A 19,737-nucleotide genomic window follows, 5' to 3' on the forward strand; every position below is an offset into this window, starting at 1 on the left:
TGTAAACAAGCTGTTCAGGTGACGAATGGTCAGTGGCGCGACAGCCGGTAACTACCAGCCTTTGCGCCTGTCATAGAGCAGAAATGTCTAACCCATCGAGTGCAAGTCGGCCTGCGACCGGCCAATGCCGGTCCACTGTCGAAACAAGCGTAGACCCGAATGGCAGGAGGGGGAAGTTGTGCTTTGGGAGGGTGTGACAATAGGGCGCAGTCGCGCGGCTTCAAGCTTTAAGCTGCAAGCAACAAGTTTGAAGCGGGAAGGTGTAGGGCGTGGCTGTTGAAAGCAGCTGCAAGATCCAAGTTTTGGGCTCTTCTCTTGCAGCTTGCAGCTTACTCCTGCTTCTGAGACAGGCTATAGACGTACGCGGCCAGCAAATGCACCTTGTCATTGCCTTGCAGCACTTCCTGCGCCGGCATCTGGCCCTGGCGGCCGTGGCGGATCGTCTGTTGCAACTGCGCCAGGCTGGTGCCGTAGATGAAACCGCCTGGCTGCGTCAGGTTCGGCGCGCCCATGGCTTCAACGCCATGGCCATCAGGACCGTGGCAGGCGACGCACGTAGTGCTGAACGCCACCTGGCCGGCCGCCATGTCGAGATTGCTGTCAGCAGGTAATGGCAGCTTGGCCAGATCGTGACGCACGTAGGCGGCAACGTTCTTGACCCCGTCTTCGCCCAGCACTTCACCCCAGGCCGGCATGGCAGCGTGACGACCGCTCATGATGGTGAGCTTGATCGCATCCGCCGAACCGCCCCAGCGCCAGTTGTTGTCCGCCAGGTTGGGGAAGCCGTAGGCGCCCTTGGCATCGGAGCCGTGGCACACCGCGCAGTTGGAGGCAAACAGGCGACCGCCCATTTTCAGCGCTTGCGGGTCTTTGGCGACTTCTTCCACGGGCATGGCTGCGAATTTGGCGAAGATAGGCCCAAACTTGGCGTCGGCCTTGGCCATTTCCTTGTCCCATTCCTTGGTCTGGGTCCAGCCGTCTTCATAGCCCGGCAACACGCCTTTCCAGTTGCCCAGGCCCGGATAGAGGATCAGGTAGCCGACGGCGAACAACAAAGTCCCGGCGAACAACATGAACCACCATTGGGGCAGGGGATTGTCGTACTCCTCAATCCCGTCGAAGGCGTGGCCCATGGTCTGGTCGACGCTGCCCTTGGTTTCGCCCTTGCGGGTACCAAACAACAGCCAGGTCAGGCCGATCAGGCTGCCGATGGTCAGTACACAGATCCATGTACTCCAGAAGGTAGTCATGGCCGAATGCTCCTTGTTACAGGCTCTTCGTGAGCGTCGGATGGGGTGCCGGTGGTGTTTGGCAACGGTTCATCGGCAAATGGCAGCAGGCAAGCCTCGGCGAACTCCGGGTTGCGCTTGGAGTTGAACACCCATAGCGACAGGCCGATGAAGGCAATTGCCACCACCAGCGTGCCGAGGCCGCGGATCATTCCGGTATCAAGTTCAAAACCCATGGTTCACCTCTTGCTCTTGATTGCAGTGCCGAGCACTTGCAGGTAGGAGACGAGTGCGTCCATTTCGGTCTTGCCCTTGAGGCTGTCCACGGCGGCGGTGATGTCCGCGTCGGTGTACGGCACGCCGAGGGTGCGCATGACCTTGAGCTTGGTTTCGGTGTGGCTGTTGTCGACCTGGGCGGTGACCAGCCATGGATAGGCCGGCATCTTCGATTCCGGCACCACGTTGCGCGGGTTGTACAAGTGCGCGCGGTGCCAGTCGTCCGAGTAGCGTGCGCCGACGCGAGCCAGGTCCGGCCCGGTGCGCTTGGAACCCCACAGGAACGGGTGATCCCAGACGCTTTCGCCGGCGACCGAGTAGTGACCATAACGCTCGGTCTCGGCACGGAACGGCCGGATCATCTGCGAGTGGCACTGTACGCAGCCTTCACGGATGTAGATGTCGCGACCTTCCAGTTGCAGCGCGGTGTAGGGCTTCATGCCTTCCACCGGTTTGTTGGTAACGTCCTGGAAGAACAGCGGGACGATCTGCGTCAGGCCGCCGATGCTCACGGCGAGCACCATCAGCAGCATCAGCAGGCCGACGTTCTTTTCAATAATTTCGTGTTTCATGACTGACTCCTCAGGCCATCTGCGCCGCAGCGGCGACTTCGGCAGGTTGTGCTGCCCGCACGGTGCGCCAGGTGTTCCAGGCCATCAGAAACATGCCGCTGAGGAAGATTGCACCGCCCACCAGCCGCACGACAAAGCCTGGGTGGCTGGCCACCAGGGTTTCGACGAAGGAGTAGGTCAGGGTGCCGTCTTCGTTGATTGCACGCCACATCAGGCCCTGGGCGATGCCGTTGACCCACATCGACGCGATGTAGAGCACGGTGCCGATGGTGGCTAGCCAGAAGTGCGCGTTGATCAAGCCGAGGCTGTACATCTGCTCGCGACCGAAGATTTTCGGGATCATGTGGTACAGCGCGCCGATGGAAATCATTGCTACCCAGCCCAGAGCGCCGGCGTGAACGTGGCCGATGGTCCAGTCGGTGTAGTGGGAGAGGGCGTTGACGGTCTTGATGGCCATCATCGGGCCTTCGAAGGTCGACATGCCATAGAACGCCAGGGAGACCACGAGGAAGCGCAGGATCGGGTCGCTGCGCAACTTATGCCAGGCGCCAGAGAGGGTCATCATGCCGTTGATCATGCCGCCCCAGCTCGGAGCCAGCAGCACCAGCGACATCACCATGCCCAGGGACTGTGCCCAGTCTGGCAGTGCGGTGTAGTGCAAGTGGTGAGGGCCGGCCCAGATGTAAAGGGTGATCAGTGCCCAGAAGTGCACGATGGACAAGCGATAGGAGTACACCGGACGCTCGGCCTGTTTCGGCACGAAGTAGTACATCATCCCCAGGAAGCCTGCAGTGAGGAAGAAGCCTACAGCGTTGTGGCCGTACCACCATTGCACCATGGCATCCGTCGCACCGCCGTACAGGGAGTAGGACTTGGTCAGGCTAACCGGGATTTCCAGGTTGTTGATGATATGCAGGATGGCTACGGTGATGATGAACGCACCGAAGAACCAGTTACCGACGTAGATATGTTTGGTATTGCGCTTCATCAACGTGCCGAAGAACACAATGGCGTAGGCCACCCAGACGATGGTGATCAGGATGTCGATCGGCCATTCCAGCTCGGCGTATTCCTTGGAGCTGGTGTAACCCAGAGGCAAGGAAATCGCAGCCAACAGGATGACCAGCTGCCAGCCCCAGAAGCAGAACGCGGCGACTTTCGGCGCGAACAACTGGGTTTGGCAGGTGCGTTGCACCGAGTAAAAGGACGCTGCAAACAGTGCGCAGCCGCCGAAGGCGAAGATCACCGCGTTAGTGTGCAACGGGCGCAAGCGACCGAAGCTGGTCCAAGGCAAGTTGAAGTTGAGTTCTGGCCATACCAACTGGGCTGCGAGAAAAACCCCGAGCCCCATTCCGACGATGCCCCAGACCACCGTCATAATGGCGAATTGGCGGACCACCTTGTAGTTATAGGCGGTACTGATTGTAGTGTTCATGGTTCCCCATCCACGGTTCAACCGAAGCAGGTGCGACACTTCGGCTGTAGTTATAGGCAGACTAAAAAGCGAGGCAAGCATGGGCAAAGAGCACAAGGCCAGTATTGACGAGGATCAATGGGCGCACTGTGTGCGTGAACATGGCTGGTTATGGGATGTTGCCTCAGGCGCGGTTTCTGGCGACCCGGTGACGCTGATTTTTGCCCATGGCGCCGGCGCGCCGATGGACAGCAGCTTCATGAACAATATGGCTGCGCGCCTTTCCGGCCGTGGCGTCAACGTGTTGCGCTTCGAGTTTCCCTACATGGCCCAACGGCGCCTGGATGGCGGCAGGCGCCCGCCCAACCCGGCCCCCAAACTGCTGGAGTCCTGGCGTGAGGTATATGCCCTGGTGCGACGACATGTCACTGGGCGCCTGGCCATCGGCGGCAAGTCCATGGGTGGGCGGATGGCCAGTATGCTGGCGGATGAAGTGGGGGCTGATGGGCTGGTGTGTTTAGGCTATCCATTTTATGCGGTGGGCAAGCCACAAAAGCCTCGGATCGAGCATTTGTCTGGGTTAAAAACGCACACCTTGATTGTCCAGGGCGAGCGTGATGCGCTGGGTAACCGCCAGGCAGTGGAAGGATATGCGCTATCGCCTAACATCGAGGTGATGTGGCTGGTGGCGGGGGATCATGACTTGAAGCCGTTGAAGGCTTCGGGATTCAGTCATGAACAGCATCTGGAGGCGGCGGCGGTGAAGGTCTCAAGTTTTCTTGGCGGCACTTAGGGCCCCATCGCGGGCAAGCCCGGCGCCCACATTTTGATGTGTGAATCCAGTCAAATGTGGGCGCTGGCTTGCCTGCGATAGCGGTCTAGCGGTTAAACCGCTCTACCAGAGAGTACTGAGTATTGGCGGTATGCGTCAGCTCTTCACTCAACTGCGCCGAGTTCAAAGCCTGCTCCGAAGTCTGATCCGCCAACAGCGCAATGGTGCTGATGTTGCGGCTGATCTCTTCGGCCACGGCGCTTTGCTCTTCGGTAGCGGCGGCGATCTGGGTGGTCATGTCGGTTATATTGGCCACTGCTTCGCTGATACCCACCAACGCCTGATCGGCCTCCATCACCTTCGCCACGCCTTCTTCGGCCTGGCGATGCCCAGCAGACATGGTCTGTACGGCGGTGCTGGCGGTCTGCTGCAGTTTGGCAATCAGGGCATGGATCTGCCCGGTGGACTCGCTGGTACGCTGGGCCAGTTGGCGCACTTCATCAGCCACCACGGCAAAGCCACGCCCCATCTCGCCGGCACGGGCCGCTTCGATGGCCGCGTTCAACGCCAGCAGGTTGGTCTGGTCGGCAATGCCCTTGATCACATCGACCACTCCGCCGATTTCGTCGCTGTCCTTGGCCAGTTGCGTCACGGTCAGCCCGGTTTCCCCGACTACCACCGACAGGCGCTGAATGGCTTCGCGGGTTTCCCCGGCGATATCGCGACCACGTCCGGTCAGGCGATTGGCTTCCTGGGTCGCATCGGCGGTGCGCTGCACGTGGCTGGCGACTTCCTGAGTCGTTGCGGCCATTTGATTGACGGCGGTGGCGACTTGTTCAGTCTCCACCCGCTGGCGTTCCAGGCCGCTGGAACTGTTATGAGCCAGCGTATTGGACTTGCGCGCCTGCTCGTTGAGGTGTTCGGCGGTGTCCTGCAAGCGGGTAAGGCAGGTCTTCAACCGTGCTTCCTGGCTGAGGATCGACATCTCCAGGCGCGCCTGGGCACCACGGCTGTCGGTGTACATCTGCGCGATCAGCGGGTCGGAGGTGGTTTGCTCGGTTAGGTGCAGCAAACGCTTGAGGCCGCGCTGTTGCCAGGACAGGCCGATCAGGCCTAGAGGTACGGAAAGCGCGGCGGCTAGGGCGAAGCCCCAGTGGGAGTCGAACCAGATTCCGATCAGGAAGCTCAACTGGCTGACCAGGATAAACGGCAGCCAGTCCTGCAGCACCGGCAGCCATTTATCACTGCTCGGGATGGCCGACTTGCCCTGGTTGATGCGCTGGTAAAGCGCTTCGGCCCGGCGGATCTGCTCGGCGGAGGGCTTGACCCGAACCGACTCGTAGCCGACCACCTGATTGCCGTCGAAGACCGGTGTCATATAGGCGTTGACCCAATAGTGATCGCCGGTCTTGCAGCGGTTCTTGACGATGCCCATCCATGGCAAGCCTTGTTTGAGCGTGGACCACATGTGTGCAAAAACGGCCGCAGGTACATCCGGGTGACGAACCAGATTGTGCGGGGCACGCATCAGTTCGTCCCGGGAAAACCCACTGATCTCGACAAACGCGTCGTTGCAGTACGTGATCACGCCTTTGGCATCGGTGGTGGAAATCAACCGTTGCTGAGTGGGGAAGGTACGTTCGCGCTGGGTAACGGGTTGGTTATTACGCATGGTTGTTCAATCCACAAGGCTTTGACAGGTTGTCGACCATCGCAGGGTTTTATTTAACTTATTTTTGCAATAATCAGCGCGCCATCACACCGTGGCTCGCAGGTGCTGGCGCGGGCTGCTCTCTTGTGCTGATGTGGCGTTCAGCCAGCAAGCATCGGATAGGGAAACAGTCCGAAATACAGCGGATTCAAGCCAAAAAGCGTGGCAATCGCCGCGCTACCCAGGCTTGAACCGACCGCCACCCATGGCAAAAATGACAACACCGCCTAATAAAGGCGGTGTTGTGTGTAGAACGTGTCAGTTACGAGGCAATCAATTGCCGTAACACATAGTGCAGAATCCCGCCCGCCTTGAAGTACTCGACTTCATTGAGGGTGTCGATCCGGCACAGCACGTCGACCTTCTCGCGGCTGCCATCTTCTCGGGTAATGACCAGCGTCAGGTTCATTCGTGGCTCAATCTGGGCATTGGTCAGCCCGAGAATGTTGATCTTCTCCTTACCGGTCAGCTTTAGCGCCTTACGGTTCTGGTCCAGCTTGAACTGCAACGGCAGCACGCCCATGCCCACCAGATTGGAACGATGAATTCGTTCGAAACTCTCGGCAATCACCGCTTTGACCCCCAGCAGGTTGGTGCCCTTGGCTGCCCAGTCGCGGCTCGACCCAGTGCCGTATTCCTGACCGGCGATGACCACCAGCGGCGTGCCGGACGCCTGGTATTTCATGGCCGCATCGTAGATCGGAATTTTCTCCCCGGTAGGGATATAGATCGTATTGCCGCCTTCCTCACCGCCGAGCATTTCGTTGCGGATGCGGATGTTGGCGAAGGTGCCGCGCATCATCACTTCATGATTGCCCCGGCGGGAGCCGTAGGAGTTGAAGTCCCTGGGCTCGACGCCTTGCTCACGCAGGTAATCCCCGGCGGGGCTGTCGGTCTTGATATTACCGGCGGGGGAGATGTGGTCGGTGGTCACCGAGTCCCCGAGCAAGGCCAAGACGTTGGCGCCCTGGATGTCCTTGATCACCGGCAGCGGGCCGGCAATGTCGTCAAAGAACGGTGGATGCTGGATATAGGTGGAGTCCTTCTGCCACACGTAAGTCGCAGCTTGCGGCACTTCAATAGCTTGCCATTGTTCATCGCCGGCAAACACATCGGCGTATTCCTTGTGGAACATGCTTGTGCTGACCTGTGCCACGGCGTCGGCAATTTCCTGGCTGCTGGGCCAGATGTCCCGCAGGTACACCGGCTTGCCGTCTTTGCCTTCACCCAGCGGCTCACTGCTGATGTCAATCCGCACGCTGCCGGCCAGGGCGTAAGCCACTACCAAGGGCGGGGAGGCCAGCCAGTTGGTTTTTACCAGCGGGTGAACCCGGCCTTCGAAGTTGCGGTTGCCCGAGAGCACCGAGGCCACGGTGAGGTCGGCTTTCAGGATGGCTTTTTCAATCGGTTCCGGCAACGGCCCGGAGTTGCCAATACAGGTGGTGCAACCGTAGCCCACCAAGGCAAAGCCCAGTTCGTCGAGGTACTGGGTCAAGCCGGCAGCGTTGTAGTAGTCGGTGACCACTTTGGAGCCTGGCGCCAGGGAGCTTTTCACCCACGGTTTGCGTTTGAGGCCTTTCTCGACTGCCTTTTTCGCCACCAGCCCGGCCGCCATCATCACGCTGGGGTTGGAGGTGTTGGTGCAGGAGGTAATCGCAGCGATCACCACCGCGCCGTTTTTCAGGCGATAGGTCTGGCCTTCGAAGTCGTAGTCCGTTTCACCGATCATATCGGCATTGCCTACGGCAACACCGCCTCCGCCTTCGCTTTCCAGGCGGCCTTCTTCCTTATTCGTCGGTTTGAATTGCAGGTCGAGGAAGTCGCTGAAGGCTTGGCCGACATCAGGTAGCGATACCCTGTCCTGTGGGCGTTTCGGCCCGGCGAGGCTGGCTTCGACGCTGCCCATGTCCAGGGCCAAGCTGTCGGTGAATACGGGTTCCTGGCCGGCGATACGCCACAGGCCCTGGACCTTGCTGTAGGCCTCCACCAGTTTCACGGTTTCGGCAGGGCGACCGGACAGGCGTAAGTAGTCCAGGGTCACGTCGTCCACCGGGAAGAAGCCACAGGTGGCGCCATACTCCGGGGCCATATTGGCGATGGTGGCGCGGTCGGCCAGTGGCAGGTCGGCGAGGCCGTCACCATAGAACTCGACGAATTTGCCCACCACACCTTTCTTGCGCAGCATTTGCGTGACCGTCAGCACCAGGTCGGTGGCGGTGATGCCTTCCTTGAGCTTGCCGGTTAATTTGAAGCCGATCACTTCCGGGATCAGCATCGACACCGGCTGGCCGAGCATCGCCGCTTCCGCTTCGATACCGCCCACGCCCCAGCCCAAAACGCCGAGGCCGTTGATCATGGTGGTGTGGGAGTCGGTGCCTACCAGAGTGTCAGGGAAGGCGTAGGTGCGGCCGTCCTCATCCTTGGTCCATACGGTGCGGCCGAGGTATTCCAGGTTGACCTGGTGGCAAATGCCAGTGCCCGGCGGGACTACCCTGAAGTTGTCGAAGGCACTTTGGCCCCAGCGCAGGAAGGCATAGCGCTCGCCGTTGCGCTGCATTTCAATGTCGACGTTCTGTTCAAAGGCGCCGGCACTGCCAAACTTGTCGACCATTACTGAGTGGTCGATCACCAGGTCCACCGGCGACAGCGGGTTGATGCGCTGCGGGTCACCGCCAGCCTTGGCCACGGCGGCGCGCATGGCGGCTAGGTCGACCACGGCGGGTACGCCGGTGAAGTCTTGCATCAGTACCCGTGCCGGGCGGTATTGAATCTCGCGGTCGGAGCGGCGCTCCTTGAGCCAGGCGGCCAGGGCCTTGAGATCCGCCCCGGTGACGGTTTTTTCATCCTCCCAGCGCAGCAGGTTTTCCAGCAGCACTTTGAGGGACATAGGCAACTTGTCCAGATCACCCAGGCTCTTGGCGGCTTCGGGCAGGCTGAAGTAGTGGTAGGTCTTGTCGTCGATCTTTAAGGTTTTAAGGGTTCTCAGGCTATCAAGAGATGACATTGAAATGACTCCTTGTGGTCCGCACGGCTACGGACCTGACGGGGCGGGCAGAGCTTCTAACCTAGCCCTGTTTTAAGTAGCTGGCTAATTACTGGACTCTATTGAGAAGTCCAAGGTTCCGAAGTCGGCTATCATGCGCGCGTTTTCATGACAGGCATTGCGATAGCGCAATCCGGTGATCCAGGAGAGTTGATGAACACCCTTTTTATGCACTGCCGGCCGGGATTTGAAGGCGAAGTCTGTTCCGAAATCTCGGAACACGCCGCGCGCCTGAACGTCTCGGGCTACGCCAAGGCCAAGACCGGCAGCGCCTGCGCCGAATTTGTCTGCACCGAAGAAGATGGTGCCAAGCGCCTGATGCACGGCCAGCGCTTTGCCGAGCTGATCTTCCCAAGGCAGTGGGCGCGCGGGGTGTTTATCGACCTGCCGGAAACCGATCGCATCAGCGTAATCCTTGCTCACATGCAAGGCTTCCCGTTGTGCGGCAGCCTGTGGCTGGAAATGGTCGACACCAATGATGGCAAGGAACTGTCGAACTTCTGCAAAAAATTCGAAGGCCACCTGCGCAAGGCGCTGATGGCCGCTGGCAAGCTGGTGGAAGACGCCAGCAAGCCGCGTTTGCTGCTGACCTTCAAGAGCGGCCGTGAAGTGTTCATGGGATTGGCAGAGTCGAACAATTCGGCAATGTGGCCCATGGGTATTCCCCGCCTGAAATTTCCCCGGGACGCGCCAAGCCGCTCGACCTTGAAGCTGGAAGAGGCCTGGCACCACTTTATCCCCCGGGATCAGTGGGACGAGCGCCTGCACAGCGACATGACCGGCGTCGACCTGGGTGCTGCGCCCGGTGGCTGGACCTGGCAACTGGTCAATCGCGGCATGCTGGTGACCGCCATCGACAACGGCCCCATGGCCGAAAGCCTGATGGACACCGGCCTGGTGCAGCATTTGATGGCCGACGGCTTCATCTACACGCCCAAGCAGCCGGTGGACTGGATGGTCTGCGATATCGTCGAGAAACCGGCGCGTAACGCGGCCTTGTTGGAAACCTGGATTGGCGAGGGACATTGCCGTGAAGCGGTGGTCAACCTGAAACTGCCGATGAAACAGCGTTATGCCGAAGTGAAGCGCTTGCTTGAACGCATCGAGGAAGGCTTCAGGGCACGCGGCATTCGCGTGGAGATCGGCTGCAAGCAGCTGTACCACGACCGCGAAGAAGTGACCTGCCATTTGCGCCGATTGGATGTGAAAAAACCCAAGGCCCGGTAAACTGGCGGCCAGTTTCAGGAGTGAGTGATGAGCGACATTTTTGACACCGCCGTCGACGGTATCCTCGACGCCACCGGCCTCCACTGCCCGGAACCGGTAATGATGCTGCACCAGCACATCCGCGACCTGGCGCCTGGTGGTTTGCTCAAGGTCATCGCGACCGATCCCTCGACCCGTCGCGATATCCCCAAGTTCTGCGTGTTCCTCGACCATGAACTGGTGGACCAGCAGGAGCAGGCAGGCACCTACCTGTACTGGATTCGCAAGAAGTCCGTTTAAGCCCTGGCCTGCTCAAAACGAATCCGCTTGCGCGCACTGCGTGTCAGGCGGATCACCAGCATCACTGCTGCACAGCTCAACCCCACGATCAGCCCTTGCCACAAGCCGCTCGGACCACGGGCCTCGCCCAGCCAGTCCGTTAGCCCCAGCACGTAACCCACCGGCAGGCCCACGGCCCAATAAGCGAACAGGGTCAGGATCATGGTCACCCGTGTGTCCTGATAACCGCGCAAGGCGCCGGCGGCCGTGACCTGGATCGCATCGGAAAACTGGAACAGCGCAGAAAACACAATCAGCATCGCTGCTATCTGGATCACCATGGGGTCCGAGGTGTAGATGGTTGCGATCTGCTCGCGAAACAGCAACATCAGGCTGCAAGACAGGCAGGCGTAGGCCAGTGCCGTGCCCATCCCCACGCCGGCGGCAAAGCGCGCTTCACGAGGCTCGCCACGGCCCAGAGCCTGGCCGACCCGTACGGTGACAGCCATGCTCAGGGAGTAGGGAATCATGAACACCAGGGAACTGAAGTTCAGGGCGATCTGGTGCCCGGCCACCACCGTGGCGCCGAGACTGCCGATCAGCAGGGCGATCACCGCGAAGATGCTCGATTCGGCAAAGATCGCAATGCCAATGGGCAAGCCGATGTTCAGTACCCGCTTGATCACCGCCCATTGCGGCCAATCGAAGCGCTTGAACAACTCGCTCGACTGATAGACCGGCGCCCAGTGCGTCCAGGCGGCCAGGCCGAGCATCATCACCCACATCACAATCGCCGTGGCCCAGCCGCAACCGATGCCGCCCATTGCCGGTACGCCGAAATGCCCGTAGATGAACACATAGTTCAGTGGAATATTCAGCGCCAGCCCGCACAGGCCCATGACCATGCTCGGCCGCGTTCGTCCCAGGCCATCACTGAAGCAGCGCAGCACGTAATACAGTGCAATCGCTGGCATGCCCGAGGCGATACCGTGCAGGTAGCCCATGCTCGGCGTGATCAGTTCGGGGTCGACCTTCATTGCATGCAGGATTGGCTCGGCGCTGATCAGCAGCAACAGTGCCGTGATCCCGACCACCAGCGCCAGCCACAACGACTGACGCACCAGCGGCCCGATCTCGCGGTGCTTGCCGGCGCCAAAGCGCTGGGCGACCTTCGGAGTGGTGGCCAGCAGGGTGCCGGTCATCAGCAGGTACACCGGAATCCAGATCGAGTTGCCCAGGGCCACCGCCGCCAGGTCTCTTGAGCTGACACGCCCGGCCATTACCGCATCGACAAAGCCCATGGCGGTAGTCGCCAGTTGCCCGATTATGATCGGTAGGGCCAGGGCCAGCAGGTTGCGCACTTCCAGGCGCACGCGGGCGGGGCGGGTGAGGGTATCAGCTGCAGTGTTCACGTACGTAGTCCAGAAAGGGGGGGAGCGCAGGACGGCGCATTCTACGCCTTGACGCATCGGTCAGGAAAAAACCTGTGTTGTGGATTTGTAAACGGTCTACCTTCCCACCCCTGTACACTGCTGATCCGCGAAAGGAGCCTGCCATGCTGATTGTTGCCGACGAAAATATCCCGCTGCTCGACGCCTTCTTCGAAGCGTTTGGCGAGATCCGACGGGTGCCCGGCCGTTCCATTGACCGCGCCACCCTTGAGCAAGCGGATGTGCTGTTGGTGCGTTCGGTCACTAACGTCAACCGCGCGTTGCTGCAAGGCACGCCGGTGCGCTTTGTTGGGACGTGCACCATTGGCACCGACCACCTGGACCTCGACTACTTCCAGCGGGCCGGCATCCAGTGGTCCAGCGCGCCGGGCTGCAATGCCCGTGGAGTGGTCGACTATGTGCTGGGCAGCCTGCTGACCTTGGCCGAGATCGAAGGAGTGGACCTGGCTCAACGCACTTACGGCGTAGTAGGTGCGGGTGAGGTCGGTGGGCGACTGGTCAAGGTCCTCAAGGGCCTGGGCTGGAATGTGCTGGTCTGCGACCCGCCACGGCAAGTCGCCGAAGACGGTGATTTCGTCAGCCTGGAACAGATTGTCGAGCAGTGCGACGTCATCAGCCTGCACACGCCGCTGAACAAGTCCGGCAATGGCTCCACTTGGCACCTGTTTGATCGTCAGCGTCTGAACCAACTCAAAACCGGCACCTGGCTGATCAACGCCAGCCGTGGCCCGGTGGTGGATAACTCGGCCCTCAAGGACGTGCTGCTGGAGCGCGAAGACCTGCAAGCGGTGCTGGATGTCTGGGAAGGCGAGCCACAGGTGGATGCCGAACTGGCCGACTTGTGTGTGTTGGCAACTCCGCACATTGCCGGTTATAGCCTCGATGGCAAGCAGCGCGGCACGGCCCAGATCTATCACGCGCTTTGTAAACATCTTGGGCAAGCACCGAGCATTCAGTTAAGCGACTTGCTGCCTGAGCCCTGGTTGGCTGAAGTCAGCCTCAATGCCAGCACCGATCCAACCCGGGCCTTGGCCATGTTGTGCCGCAGTGTCTACGACCCGCGCCGCGACGACGCGGATTTGCGTCGCAGCCTTGTGGGAACCTTGGAAGAGCAGCGCAAAGCGTTTGATCTGCTGCGCAAGCACTATCCTGAACGTCGGGAGATTGATGGGTTGAAGGTGCGGATCAACGGGGAGTCGGCGCAGTTGGGTGCTATCGTCACGGCACTCGGTGCGACGGTCTCCTGATATTCACGACCATAAAAAACCGGCCCTGTAGGCCGGTTCTGAAAGGGTGCGGGCGTATCAGCCTTGCTCGGCAGGCTTGACCAATTTTTGTTCCAGTTCTCGGCAAGCGTCCTGGATCATGTCTTCGGTAATCTGCACCTCGCGGCCTTGAGCGTCGATATACGAGCAAGGCAAATGCTGCGGTTGGCGGATCACTTCAATGTTGGCATCGCTGCTATTTTGCAAGGACATGGCCTGTCTCCTCATCAGGTTGTGTACCTACTCTAAAACCCCCGCATGACCGAGCTGTTACAGCGCCCTGCAAGATCGGCGGTTCGAGTCCCTAGTCCAGCAGAAGCCGCTACAGATTTCCAGCCGGACTTTAGACCGATAGCCTCTAGAAGCTATCGTTGATGAGCATAATTAACCTGACTCATTGTGATTTAGCCAAATTCCATTGAATTGCGGTGTAGGCTTGAGGCTGTTTCCATCAGGTGAAGTTCTCCATGCTCTCAGCCCCTCAACGCCGCGCCATTCGCCTGGCCAGCCGCTTTATCGCGCCTTATCGATGGCAGGCACTGGGTGCCTTGCTGGCGCTGATTGTCACCGCCGGCATCACCTTATCCATGGGGCAGGGTATCCGCCTGTTGGTGGACCAGGGGTTCATGACCCAATCACCCCATTTGCTCAACCAGTCCATCGGCTTGTTTATGATTCTGGTAGTGGGCCTGGCAGTGGGTACCTTTGCCCGCTTCTACCTGGTGTCGTGGATCGGCGAGCGTTGCGTGGCGGACATTCGACGGCAGGTATTCAACCACCTGATCTACCTGCATCCAGGCTTCTATGAAAACAACCGCAGCTCGGAAATCCAGTCGCGCCTGACCGCTGATACCACGTTGCTGCAATCGGTGATCGGTTCGTCGCTGTCCCTATTCCTGCGCAATGCCTTGATGGTGATCGGTGGGATCGTGCTGCTGTTCATCACCAACCCCAAGCTCACCAGCATCGTGGTGGTTGCGCTGCCGTTGGTGCTGGCGCCGATTCTGATTTTCGGTCGCCGGGTGCGCAGCCTGTCGCGGTTGAGCCAGGACCGCATCGCTGATGTCGGCAGCTACGTGTCGGAAACCCTTGGCCAGATCAAAACCGTTCAGGCCTACAACCACCAGCGCCAGGACGAACAGCGCTTCGCCGTGACCGTGGAAGAGGCCTTCGATACCGCGCGCAAGCGCATCGTCCAGCGCGCCTGGCTCATCACCCTGGTGATCGTGCTGGTACTGGGCGCCGTGGGCGTGATGCTCTGGGTTGGTGGTATGGACGTGATGGCAGGGCGCATATCCGGCGGCGAGCTGGCGGCCTTTGTGTTTTACAGCCTGATTGTCGGTAGCGCCTTCGGCACCCTGAGCGAAGTGATCGGCGAGCTGCAACGGGCGGCGGGCGCGGCAGAGCGTATTGCCGAGTTGTTGCAGTCGAGTAATGAAATCCAGGCGCCCGCCAATGGCACCGTCAAACTGCCTGAGCGGGTAAGCGGTAGCCTGGCGTTGCAAGATCTGAGCTTTTCCTACCCGTCACGTCCAGATCGCTTTGCCATCGACGGCCTGAATCTGACCGTCAATGCAGGTGAAACCCTGGCATTGGTAGGGCCGTCCGGTGCCGGTAAATCAACCCTCTTCGACCTGCTGCTGCGCTTCTACGATCCACAACAAGGCCGCGTTATGCTGGAAGGCCACGCCCTTACCGAACTGGACCCGCTGGACCTGCGCCGCTGCTTCGCCCTGGTCTCCCAGAGCCCGGCGCTGTTCTTCGGCAGCATCGAAGAAAACATTCGTTACGGCAACCCCTCGGCCACGTTTGCCCAAGTCGAAGAAGCTGCTCGTATCGCCCACGCCCACGACTTCATCCTGCAAATGCCTGATGGCTACCAGACTCACCTGGGCGACGGCGGCATGGGCCTTTCCGGTGGTCAGCGCCAGCGCCTGGCTATCGCCCGCGCGCTGCTGGTGGACGCGCCTATCCTGCTGCTGGACGAAGCCACCAGCGCCCTTGATGCCCAGAGCGAACACTTGATCCAGCAAGCCTTGCCTCAATTGATGCAGGGTCGTACCACGCTGGTGATCGCCCATCGGTTGGCCACCGTGAAAAATGCCGACCGGATTGCAGTGATGGATCAAGGCAAGTTGGTGGCGGTGGGGACGCATCAACAATTAATTGCCAGTAACCCTCTGTATGCGCGGTTGGCGGCGTTGCAGTTCAGCGATGGGGACAGGGAGCCGCATACAGGTTAAATCGTCGGCCATAAAAAATGCCCGCATCTCTTAATGCGGGCATTTTCATTTCAGCTTGAAGCTCAAGGCTTGTCGCTTGCCACTGCCATCTTACTGATCATCAAAATACCGCTCGTGCCAATCCACCAAAGGCTGTGGTGCGTTGAGCTTTTGCCCGTAGATCACCGAGTAAGACAGCACGTTCTGCACGTACTGGCGGGTTTCGTCGAATGGGATGCTTTCCACCCACACGTCGAAACTCAGGTGATCAGCGCCGCGCAGCCATTGGCGCACCCGGCCGGGGCCTGCGTTGTAGGCGGCAGAAGCGAGGACCCGGTTGCCATTGAATTGGCTGTGAACCTGGCTGAGGTACGCAGCGCCGAGCTGGATGTTCTTGTCCGGGTCCAGCACTTGCTGCGGTGAGGCTAGCGGGATGCTGAACTTGCGCGCGGTTTCCTTGGCGGTGGCGGGCATCAGTTGCATCAGGCCGCTGGCGCCGACGCCGGAGCGGGCGTCGTCCATGAAGGCGCTTTCCTGGCGGGTGATGGCAAACACCCAGCTTGAGTGCAGGCCGCGAACTTTGGCTTCGCGCACCAGGGTATCGCGGTGGGCCATGGGGAAACGGATGTCCAGGTCGTCCCAGTATTTTGCCTGGCTAATGGTGCGAATTGCCGGGAAATACCACTTCATGTCATAGGCCAGCTTGGCCTGGGCGACCATTTCATCGCGGTTGAAGTGGCGGCTGACGTGGTACCACTCGCGGCGGCCATCGACGATCTGGCCACGGGCGTAGAACTCCAGGGCGCGGCGTACGCCAGGGGTGTTACGTACCTTGTTGACCAGCGCCTGACTCATCACCAGTGGCTTGTTGTTCAACTGGTACGGAGCTTGGGAGCGATCCGCCGCGAGGAAACCGTAGAAGTCCCGCTCCTGCGCCAAGCCCTTGTACAGCACCAAGGCGTGCGGGTTTTTCGGTTCGGCCAACTCCAGGGCGCGGGCTTGCCAGTAGCGCCAGCGGTTGGTGGTGGCCAGGTCCTGGGGCAGTTTGCGAGTCAATTGATAAGCGTCTTCCCAGCGAGCGAGGCGCAACAGCAGCCGCAGGCGCCATTCGGAAACGGTGTTGTCCCGCAATTCCGGGTCGTATTTGGTCATCACGTCCAGGGCGCGAGGGTCGTAGCGTCGCGCCAGGGTCAAGCCGATTTCCCGGGCGATGGACACTTTTTCGTCACGGGAGAAATGCATGCTGGTGGCATACCCATCGAGCAAGGCCAAGGCCTTTTCGGGGTCCTGGCGTGCCAGGCGGCGAAGACCCAGGCCGACCGCGTCGGACATTGCCTCGGTCGCCGGCAGGAAGCGTGATGGGTCGCTGAGCAAGTCAGGCTTTTGCGCGACGTCCACCATCAGTCGGCCTTGGACGCCGAGGGTGGGCAGGGTTTTCACCAGGCTGTTGGCCAGCGCGTAGTTGCGCGCTTCGGCGGCCAGTTTGGTGCGGTCCCAGATTTTCTGTTCGGTCAGTTGGCCGTCAGCGGCCCATTGTCCAAACGTCGCATCGCAGGCGGCGGGTTGGGATTTACCGGTGAGCCACAGTTTCTCGGCAGTTTTATAGCCTTCGGCCTTGAGGTTGTGGCTTAGCTGGAACTGGCCATGGAGGCAGTCCAGTTCGGTGAAATTGAGCTTGGCGTCGTAGTACTTTTCAAAGGTCTGCCAGTCACCCCGTTCGGCCAGCCAGCGTAACCAGCGCAGTTTCATCCAGTTGGCCTGGGGCAGGTCGCCGTTTTTTGCCAGGAATTGTTCGATCTCCTGGTTGCTGGCGGATTTCAGTCGGGCGGTCAGTTCGTCGTAGGCCAGGTACGGCGTCAGCGGATAATCCGCCAGGGCCTGGCTGTATTGCATGTAAGGGCCAGTGTCGCCTTTGGCCAATGCCCGCTTGGCTTGATCGTAATATTGGCGTTGGGTGGTCAAGTCCACAGCCTGGGCGGTTTGAGCGGCAGTGGCGGAAAGAAGTAGGCAAGATAAAAAATTGAAAAGGCGACTGCGCATGAGACGTCCGTGCAGAGAAATCACGACTAGTGCCGACGCTGCCGGCACTGATTACCTCTAGCTTAGCCTTTTGCCTGCAACCGGTGAAAGCTTTGCCGGCTGCTTCGTTCAAGTTCGCTGGAAATCTTCTGCAGAACATGTCGGCGGCGAAAATGCCGGCCGCCTCAGGCCCTAAGTCAGGTAGAATACGCGCCCAGTTTTTGGAGAAGCTCATGACCCTGCTCAAATTCAGCGATGTGTCCCTTGCTTTCGGCGCTATGCCGTTGTTGGACAAGGTGTCCTGGCAGATCGCCCGTGGTGAGCGGGTGTGTATCATCGGCCGCAACGGCACCGGCAAGTCCAGCATGATGAAGCTGGTAAAAGGCGACCAGAAGCCCGATGAAGGCTCTGTCTGGCGCGCCCCGGGCCTCAAGATTGGCGAATTGCCGCAAGAATTGCCGGTGGCCGACGAACGGACTGTGTTCGACGTGGTTGCCGAAGGCCTGGATGGTGTCGGTGAGTTGCTTGCGCAATACCACCACTTGAGCCAGAACATCGTCACCGCCGCTGACCTGGACAAGCTGATGCACGTCCAGCACGACCTCGAAGCCCGTGACGGCTGGCGCCTGCAGCAATTGGTCGACAGCACCCTCAGCCGCCTGCAACTGCCTGCCGACAAGACCCTCGCCGAATTGTCCGGCGGCTGGCGTCGTCGCGTCCTGCTGGCCCAGGCCCTGGTTTCCGAACCGGACCTGTTGCTGCTCGACGAACCGACTAACCACCTGGATATCGGCGCAATTGCCTGGCTGGAAGAAGCCCTCAAGGACTTCCAGGGCGCTGTGCTGTTTATCACGCACGACCGTTCCTTCCTGCAAAACCTAGCGACCCGCATCCTGGAACTGGATCGCGGTGGCCTGATCGACTGGGACGGCGACTACGCCAGCTTCCTGGTACATAAAGAGGCGGCTCTGTCGGCTGAAGATACCGCCAACGCGCTGTTCGACAAGAAGCTTGCCCAGGAAGAAGTCTGGATCCGGCAGGGCATCAAGGCGCGTCGCACCCGTAACGAAGGTCGCGTACGCGCTCTGAAAGCCCTGCGCAACGAGCGTAGCGAGCGTCGTGAGCGCACCGGCAAGGCCAACATTCAGCTGGATACCGCCGACAAGTCGGGTAAGCAGGTAATGGTCCTGGACAACGTGAGCTTCGCTCACCCGGGCGGCCCGTTCCTGATCAAGGACTTCTCGATGGTCCTGCAGCGCGGCGACCGCATTGGTTTGCTCGGCGCCAACGGTACCGGCAAGACCACCTTGCTCAAGCTGATGCTCAACGGCCTTCAACCGACCAGCGGTAAAGTGGAAGAGGGCACGCGCATCGACGTAGCCTACTTCGACCAGTTGCGTCACCAGTTGGACCTAGAGAAAACCGTGATCGACAACGTCGCCGAAGGTCGCGACTTTATCGATATCGACGGCCAGAGCCGCCACGTGCTGAGCTACCTGGGCGACTTCCTGTTCAGCCCGCAACGTGCACGTACGCCGGTCAAGGCATTGTCTGGCGGTGAGCGTGCGCGCCTGCTGTTGGCCAAGCTGTTCAGCAAACCGGCCAACCTGCTGGTGCTCGATGAACCGACCAACGACCTGGACGTGGAAACCCTGGAGCTGCTGGAAGAGGTCTTGTTGACTTTCAACGGCACCGTGCTGATGGTCAGTCACGATCGGGCATTCCTCGACAACGTGGTCACCAGCACCCTGGTCTTTGAAGGTGAAGGCAAGGTTCGCGAATACGTCGGTGGTTATCAGGACTGGCTGCGTCAGGGCGGCTCGCCGCGCCTGCTGGGCGTGACCGAAAGCAAATCCGGCAAGGCTGACCTGGCTTCGGCCGTGGTGACGCCGGCTGCCGCTGCTCCTGCAGAAGCACCGGTGGCAAAGAAGAAGCTCAGCTACAAGCTGCAGCGCGAGCTGGAAGCGTTGCCGGGTGATATCGACGCCAAGGAAAAGCAGATTGCTGGCGTCGAGGCCGAAATGGCTGACGCGAGTTTCTATCAGCGTCCTGCGGCTGAAACCGCCAAGGTCATTGCTTCCCTTGAGCAGTTGCAGGCTGAGTTGGACGTATTGGTTGAGCGTTGGGCCGAGCTGGATGCCTGATTGATTCTGCGGTAATAAAAAAACCCGGCGTGCACTTAGGTGAACGCCGGGTTTTTTGTAGGAACTAGTTTGCTCGTGATGCTCGTTAACGATAACGCGGGGTGCCTGGCACGGTGAGGTGCTCTCAGGTTTTT

General features: G+C 60.0%; 15 protein-coding genes. 6 read left to right on the top strand and 9 right to left on the bottom strand.

The window, feature by feature from the left end:
- Positions 1-329: 329 nt before the first annotated feature.
- Genes ccoP through ccoN form a run of 4 tightly spaced genes read right to left on the bottom strand, consistent with a single transcriptional unit; the run spans position 330 to position 3,512 of the window.
- Positions 330-1,250: a cytochrome-c oxidase, cbb3-type subunit III gene (gene ccoP, locus AAEZ06_RS12805; protein ID WP_149412876.1), complete on the bottom strand. Its 921-nt coding sequence runs from the start codon at positions 1,248-1,250 to the stop codon at positions 330-332.
- Positions 1,247-1,465 carry a cbb3-type cytochrome oxidase subunit 3 gene (locus AAEZ06_RS12810; RefSeq protein ID WP_133101628.1) on the bottom strand — a complete coding sequence of 73 codons (219 nt, stop codon included), beginning with the start codon at positions 1,463-1,465 and terminating at the stop codon, positions 1,247-1,249. Before AAEZ06_RS12810 ends, ccoP begins: the two co-directional genes overlap by 4 nt.
- A 3-nt stretch (positions 1,466-1,468) precedes the next feature.
- Entirely contained in the window at positions 1,469-2,077 is a 609-nt protein-coding gene (gene ccoO, locus AAEZ06_RS12815) for a cytochrome-c oxidase, cbb3-type subunit II (RefSeq protein ID WP_133101627.1), read from the bottom strand.
- A gap of 10 nt (positions 2,078-2,087) precedes the next feature.
- Entirely contained in the window at positions 2,088-3,512 is a 1,425-nt protein-coding gene (gene ccoN, locus AAEZ06_RS12820) for a cytochrome-c oxidase, cbb3-type subunit I (protein WP_133101626.1), read from the bottom strand.
- 79 nt (positions 3,513-3,591) lie between these two features.
- On the opposite strand from ccoN, the gene AAEZ06_RS12825 reads away from it, so the two are divergent.
- A complete protein-coding gene (locus AAEZ06_RS12825) occupies positions 3,592-4,284 on the top strand; it encodes an alpha/beta family hydrolase (RefSeq protein ID WP_149412877.1) in 693 nt (230 codons plus the stop codon).
- 85 nt (positions 4,285-4,369) lie between these two features.
- Here the strand turns inward: AAEZ06_RS12825 and AAEZ06_RS12830 are convergent, their stop codons facing one another.
- Together AAEZ06_RS12830 and acnA are read right to left on the bottom strand one after the other, a co-directional pair.
- The gene (locus tag AAEZ06_RS12830) at positions 4,370-5,935 is read right to left on the bottom strand and encodes a methyl-accepting chemotaxis protein (protein WP_149412878.1); all 1,566 of its coding nucleotides are present in this window, start codon (positions 5,933-5,935) and stop codon (positions 4,370-4,372) included.
- A gap of 301 nt (positions 5,936-6,236) precedes the next feature.
- Complete coding sequence (gene acnA / locus AAEZ06_RS12835; RefSeq protein WP_149412879.1) at positions 6,237-8,978, bottom strand: aconitate hydratase AcnA; 2,742 nt, start codon at positions 8,976-8,978, stop codon at positions 6,237-6,239.
- Between the two features lie 192 nt (positions 8,979-9,170).
- Here acnA and rlmM point away from each other — a divergent pair, with 192 nt between their 5' ends.
- Entirely contained in the window at positions 9,171-10,244 is a 1,074-nt protein-coding gene (gene rlmM, locus AAEZ06_RS12840; protein ID WP_149412880.1) for a 23S rRNA (cytidine(2498)-2'-O)-methyltransferase RlmM, read from the top strand.
- A gap of 27 nt (positions 10,245-10,271) precedes the next feature.
- A complete protein-coding gene (tusA, locus tag AAEZ06_RS12845; protein ID WP_133101612.1) occupies positions 10,272-10,523 on the top strand; it encodes a sulfurtransferase TusA in 252 nt (83 codons plus the stop codon).
- On the opposite strand, the gene AAEZ06_RS12850 is transcribed toward tusA, so the two are convergent.
- A complete protein-coding gene (locus AAEZ06_RS12850) occupies positions 10,520-11,914 on the bottom strand; it encodes an MATE family efflux transporter (protein WP_350614548.1) in 1,395 nt (464 codons plus the stop codon). The genes tusA and AAEZ06_RS12850 overlap by 4 nt on opposite strands.
- 143 nt (positions 11,915-12,057) lie before the next feature.
- Here AAEZ06_RS12850 and pdxB point away from each other — a divergent pair, with 143 nt between their 5' ends.
- Positions 12,058-13,200, top strand: a complete 1,143-nt coding sequence (gene pdxB, locus AAEZ06_RS12855) for a 4-phosphoerythronate dehydrogenase PdxB (protein WP_350614550.1) — start codon at positions 12,058-12,060, stop codon at positions 13,198-13,200.
- A gap of 57 nt (positions 13,201-13,257) precedes the next feature.
- Here pdxB and AAEZ06_RS12860 read toward each other — a convergent pair whose 3' ends face one another.
- The gene (locus tag AAEZ06_RS12860) at positions 13,258-13,431 is read right to left on the bottom strand and encodes a PA1571 family protein (RefSeq protein ID WP_178114403.1); all 174 of its coding nucleotides are present in this window, start codon (positions 13,429-13,431) and stop codon (positions 13,258-13,260) included.
- Between the two features lie 254 nt (positions 13,432-13,685).
- Between AAEZ06_RS12860 and AAEZ06_RS12865 the strand changes: the two genes are divergently transcribed.
- Entirely contained in the window at positions 13,686-15,461 is a 1,776-nt protein-coding gene (locus AAEZ06_RS12865; RefSeq protein WP_350614552.1) for an ABC transporter transmembrane domain-containing protein, read from the top strand.
- Between the two features lie 90 nt (positions 15,462-15,551).
- Here AAEZ06_RS12865 and AAEZ06_RS12870 read toward each other — a convergent pair whose 3' ends face one another.
- Positions 15,552-17,480: a transglycosylase SLT domain-containing protein gene (locus tag AAEZ06_RS12870; protein ID WP_149412884.1), complete on the bottom strand. Its 1,929-nt coding sequence runs from the start codon at positions 17,478-17,480 to the stop codon at positions 15,552-15,554.
- A gap of 212 nt (positions 17,481-17,692) precedes the next feature.
- On the opposite strand from AAEZ06_RS12870, the gene AAEZ06_RS12875 reads away from it, so the two are divergent.
- Positions 17,693-19,603: an ATP-binding cassette domain-containing protein gene (locus AAEZ06_RS12875; protein WP_350614555.1), complete on the top strand. Its 1,911-nt coding sequence runs from the start codon at positions 17,693-17,695 to the stop codon at positions 19,601-19,603.
- Positions 19,604-19,737: the final 134 nt, after the last annotated feature.

The sequence above is a fragment of the Pseudomonas sp. HY7a-MNA-CIBAN-0227 genome (assembly GCF_040310325.1).
GTDB lineage: Bacteria > Pseudomonadota > Gammaproteobacteria > Pseudomonadales > Pseudomonadaceae > Aquipseudomonas.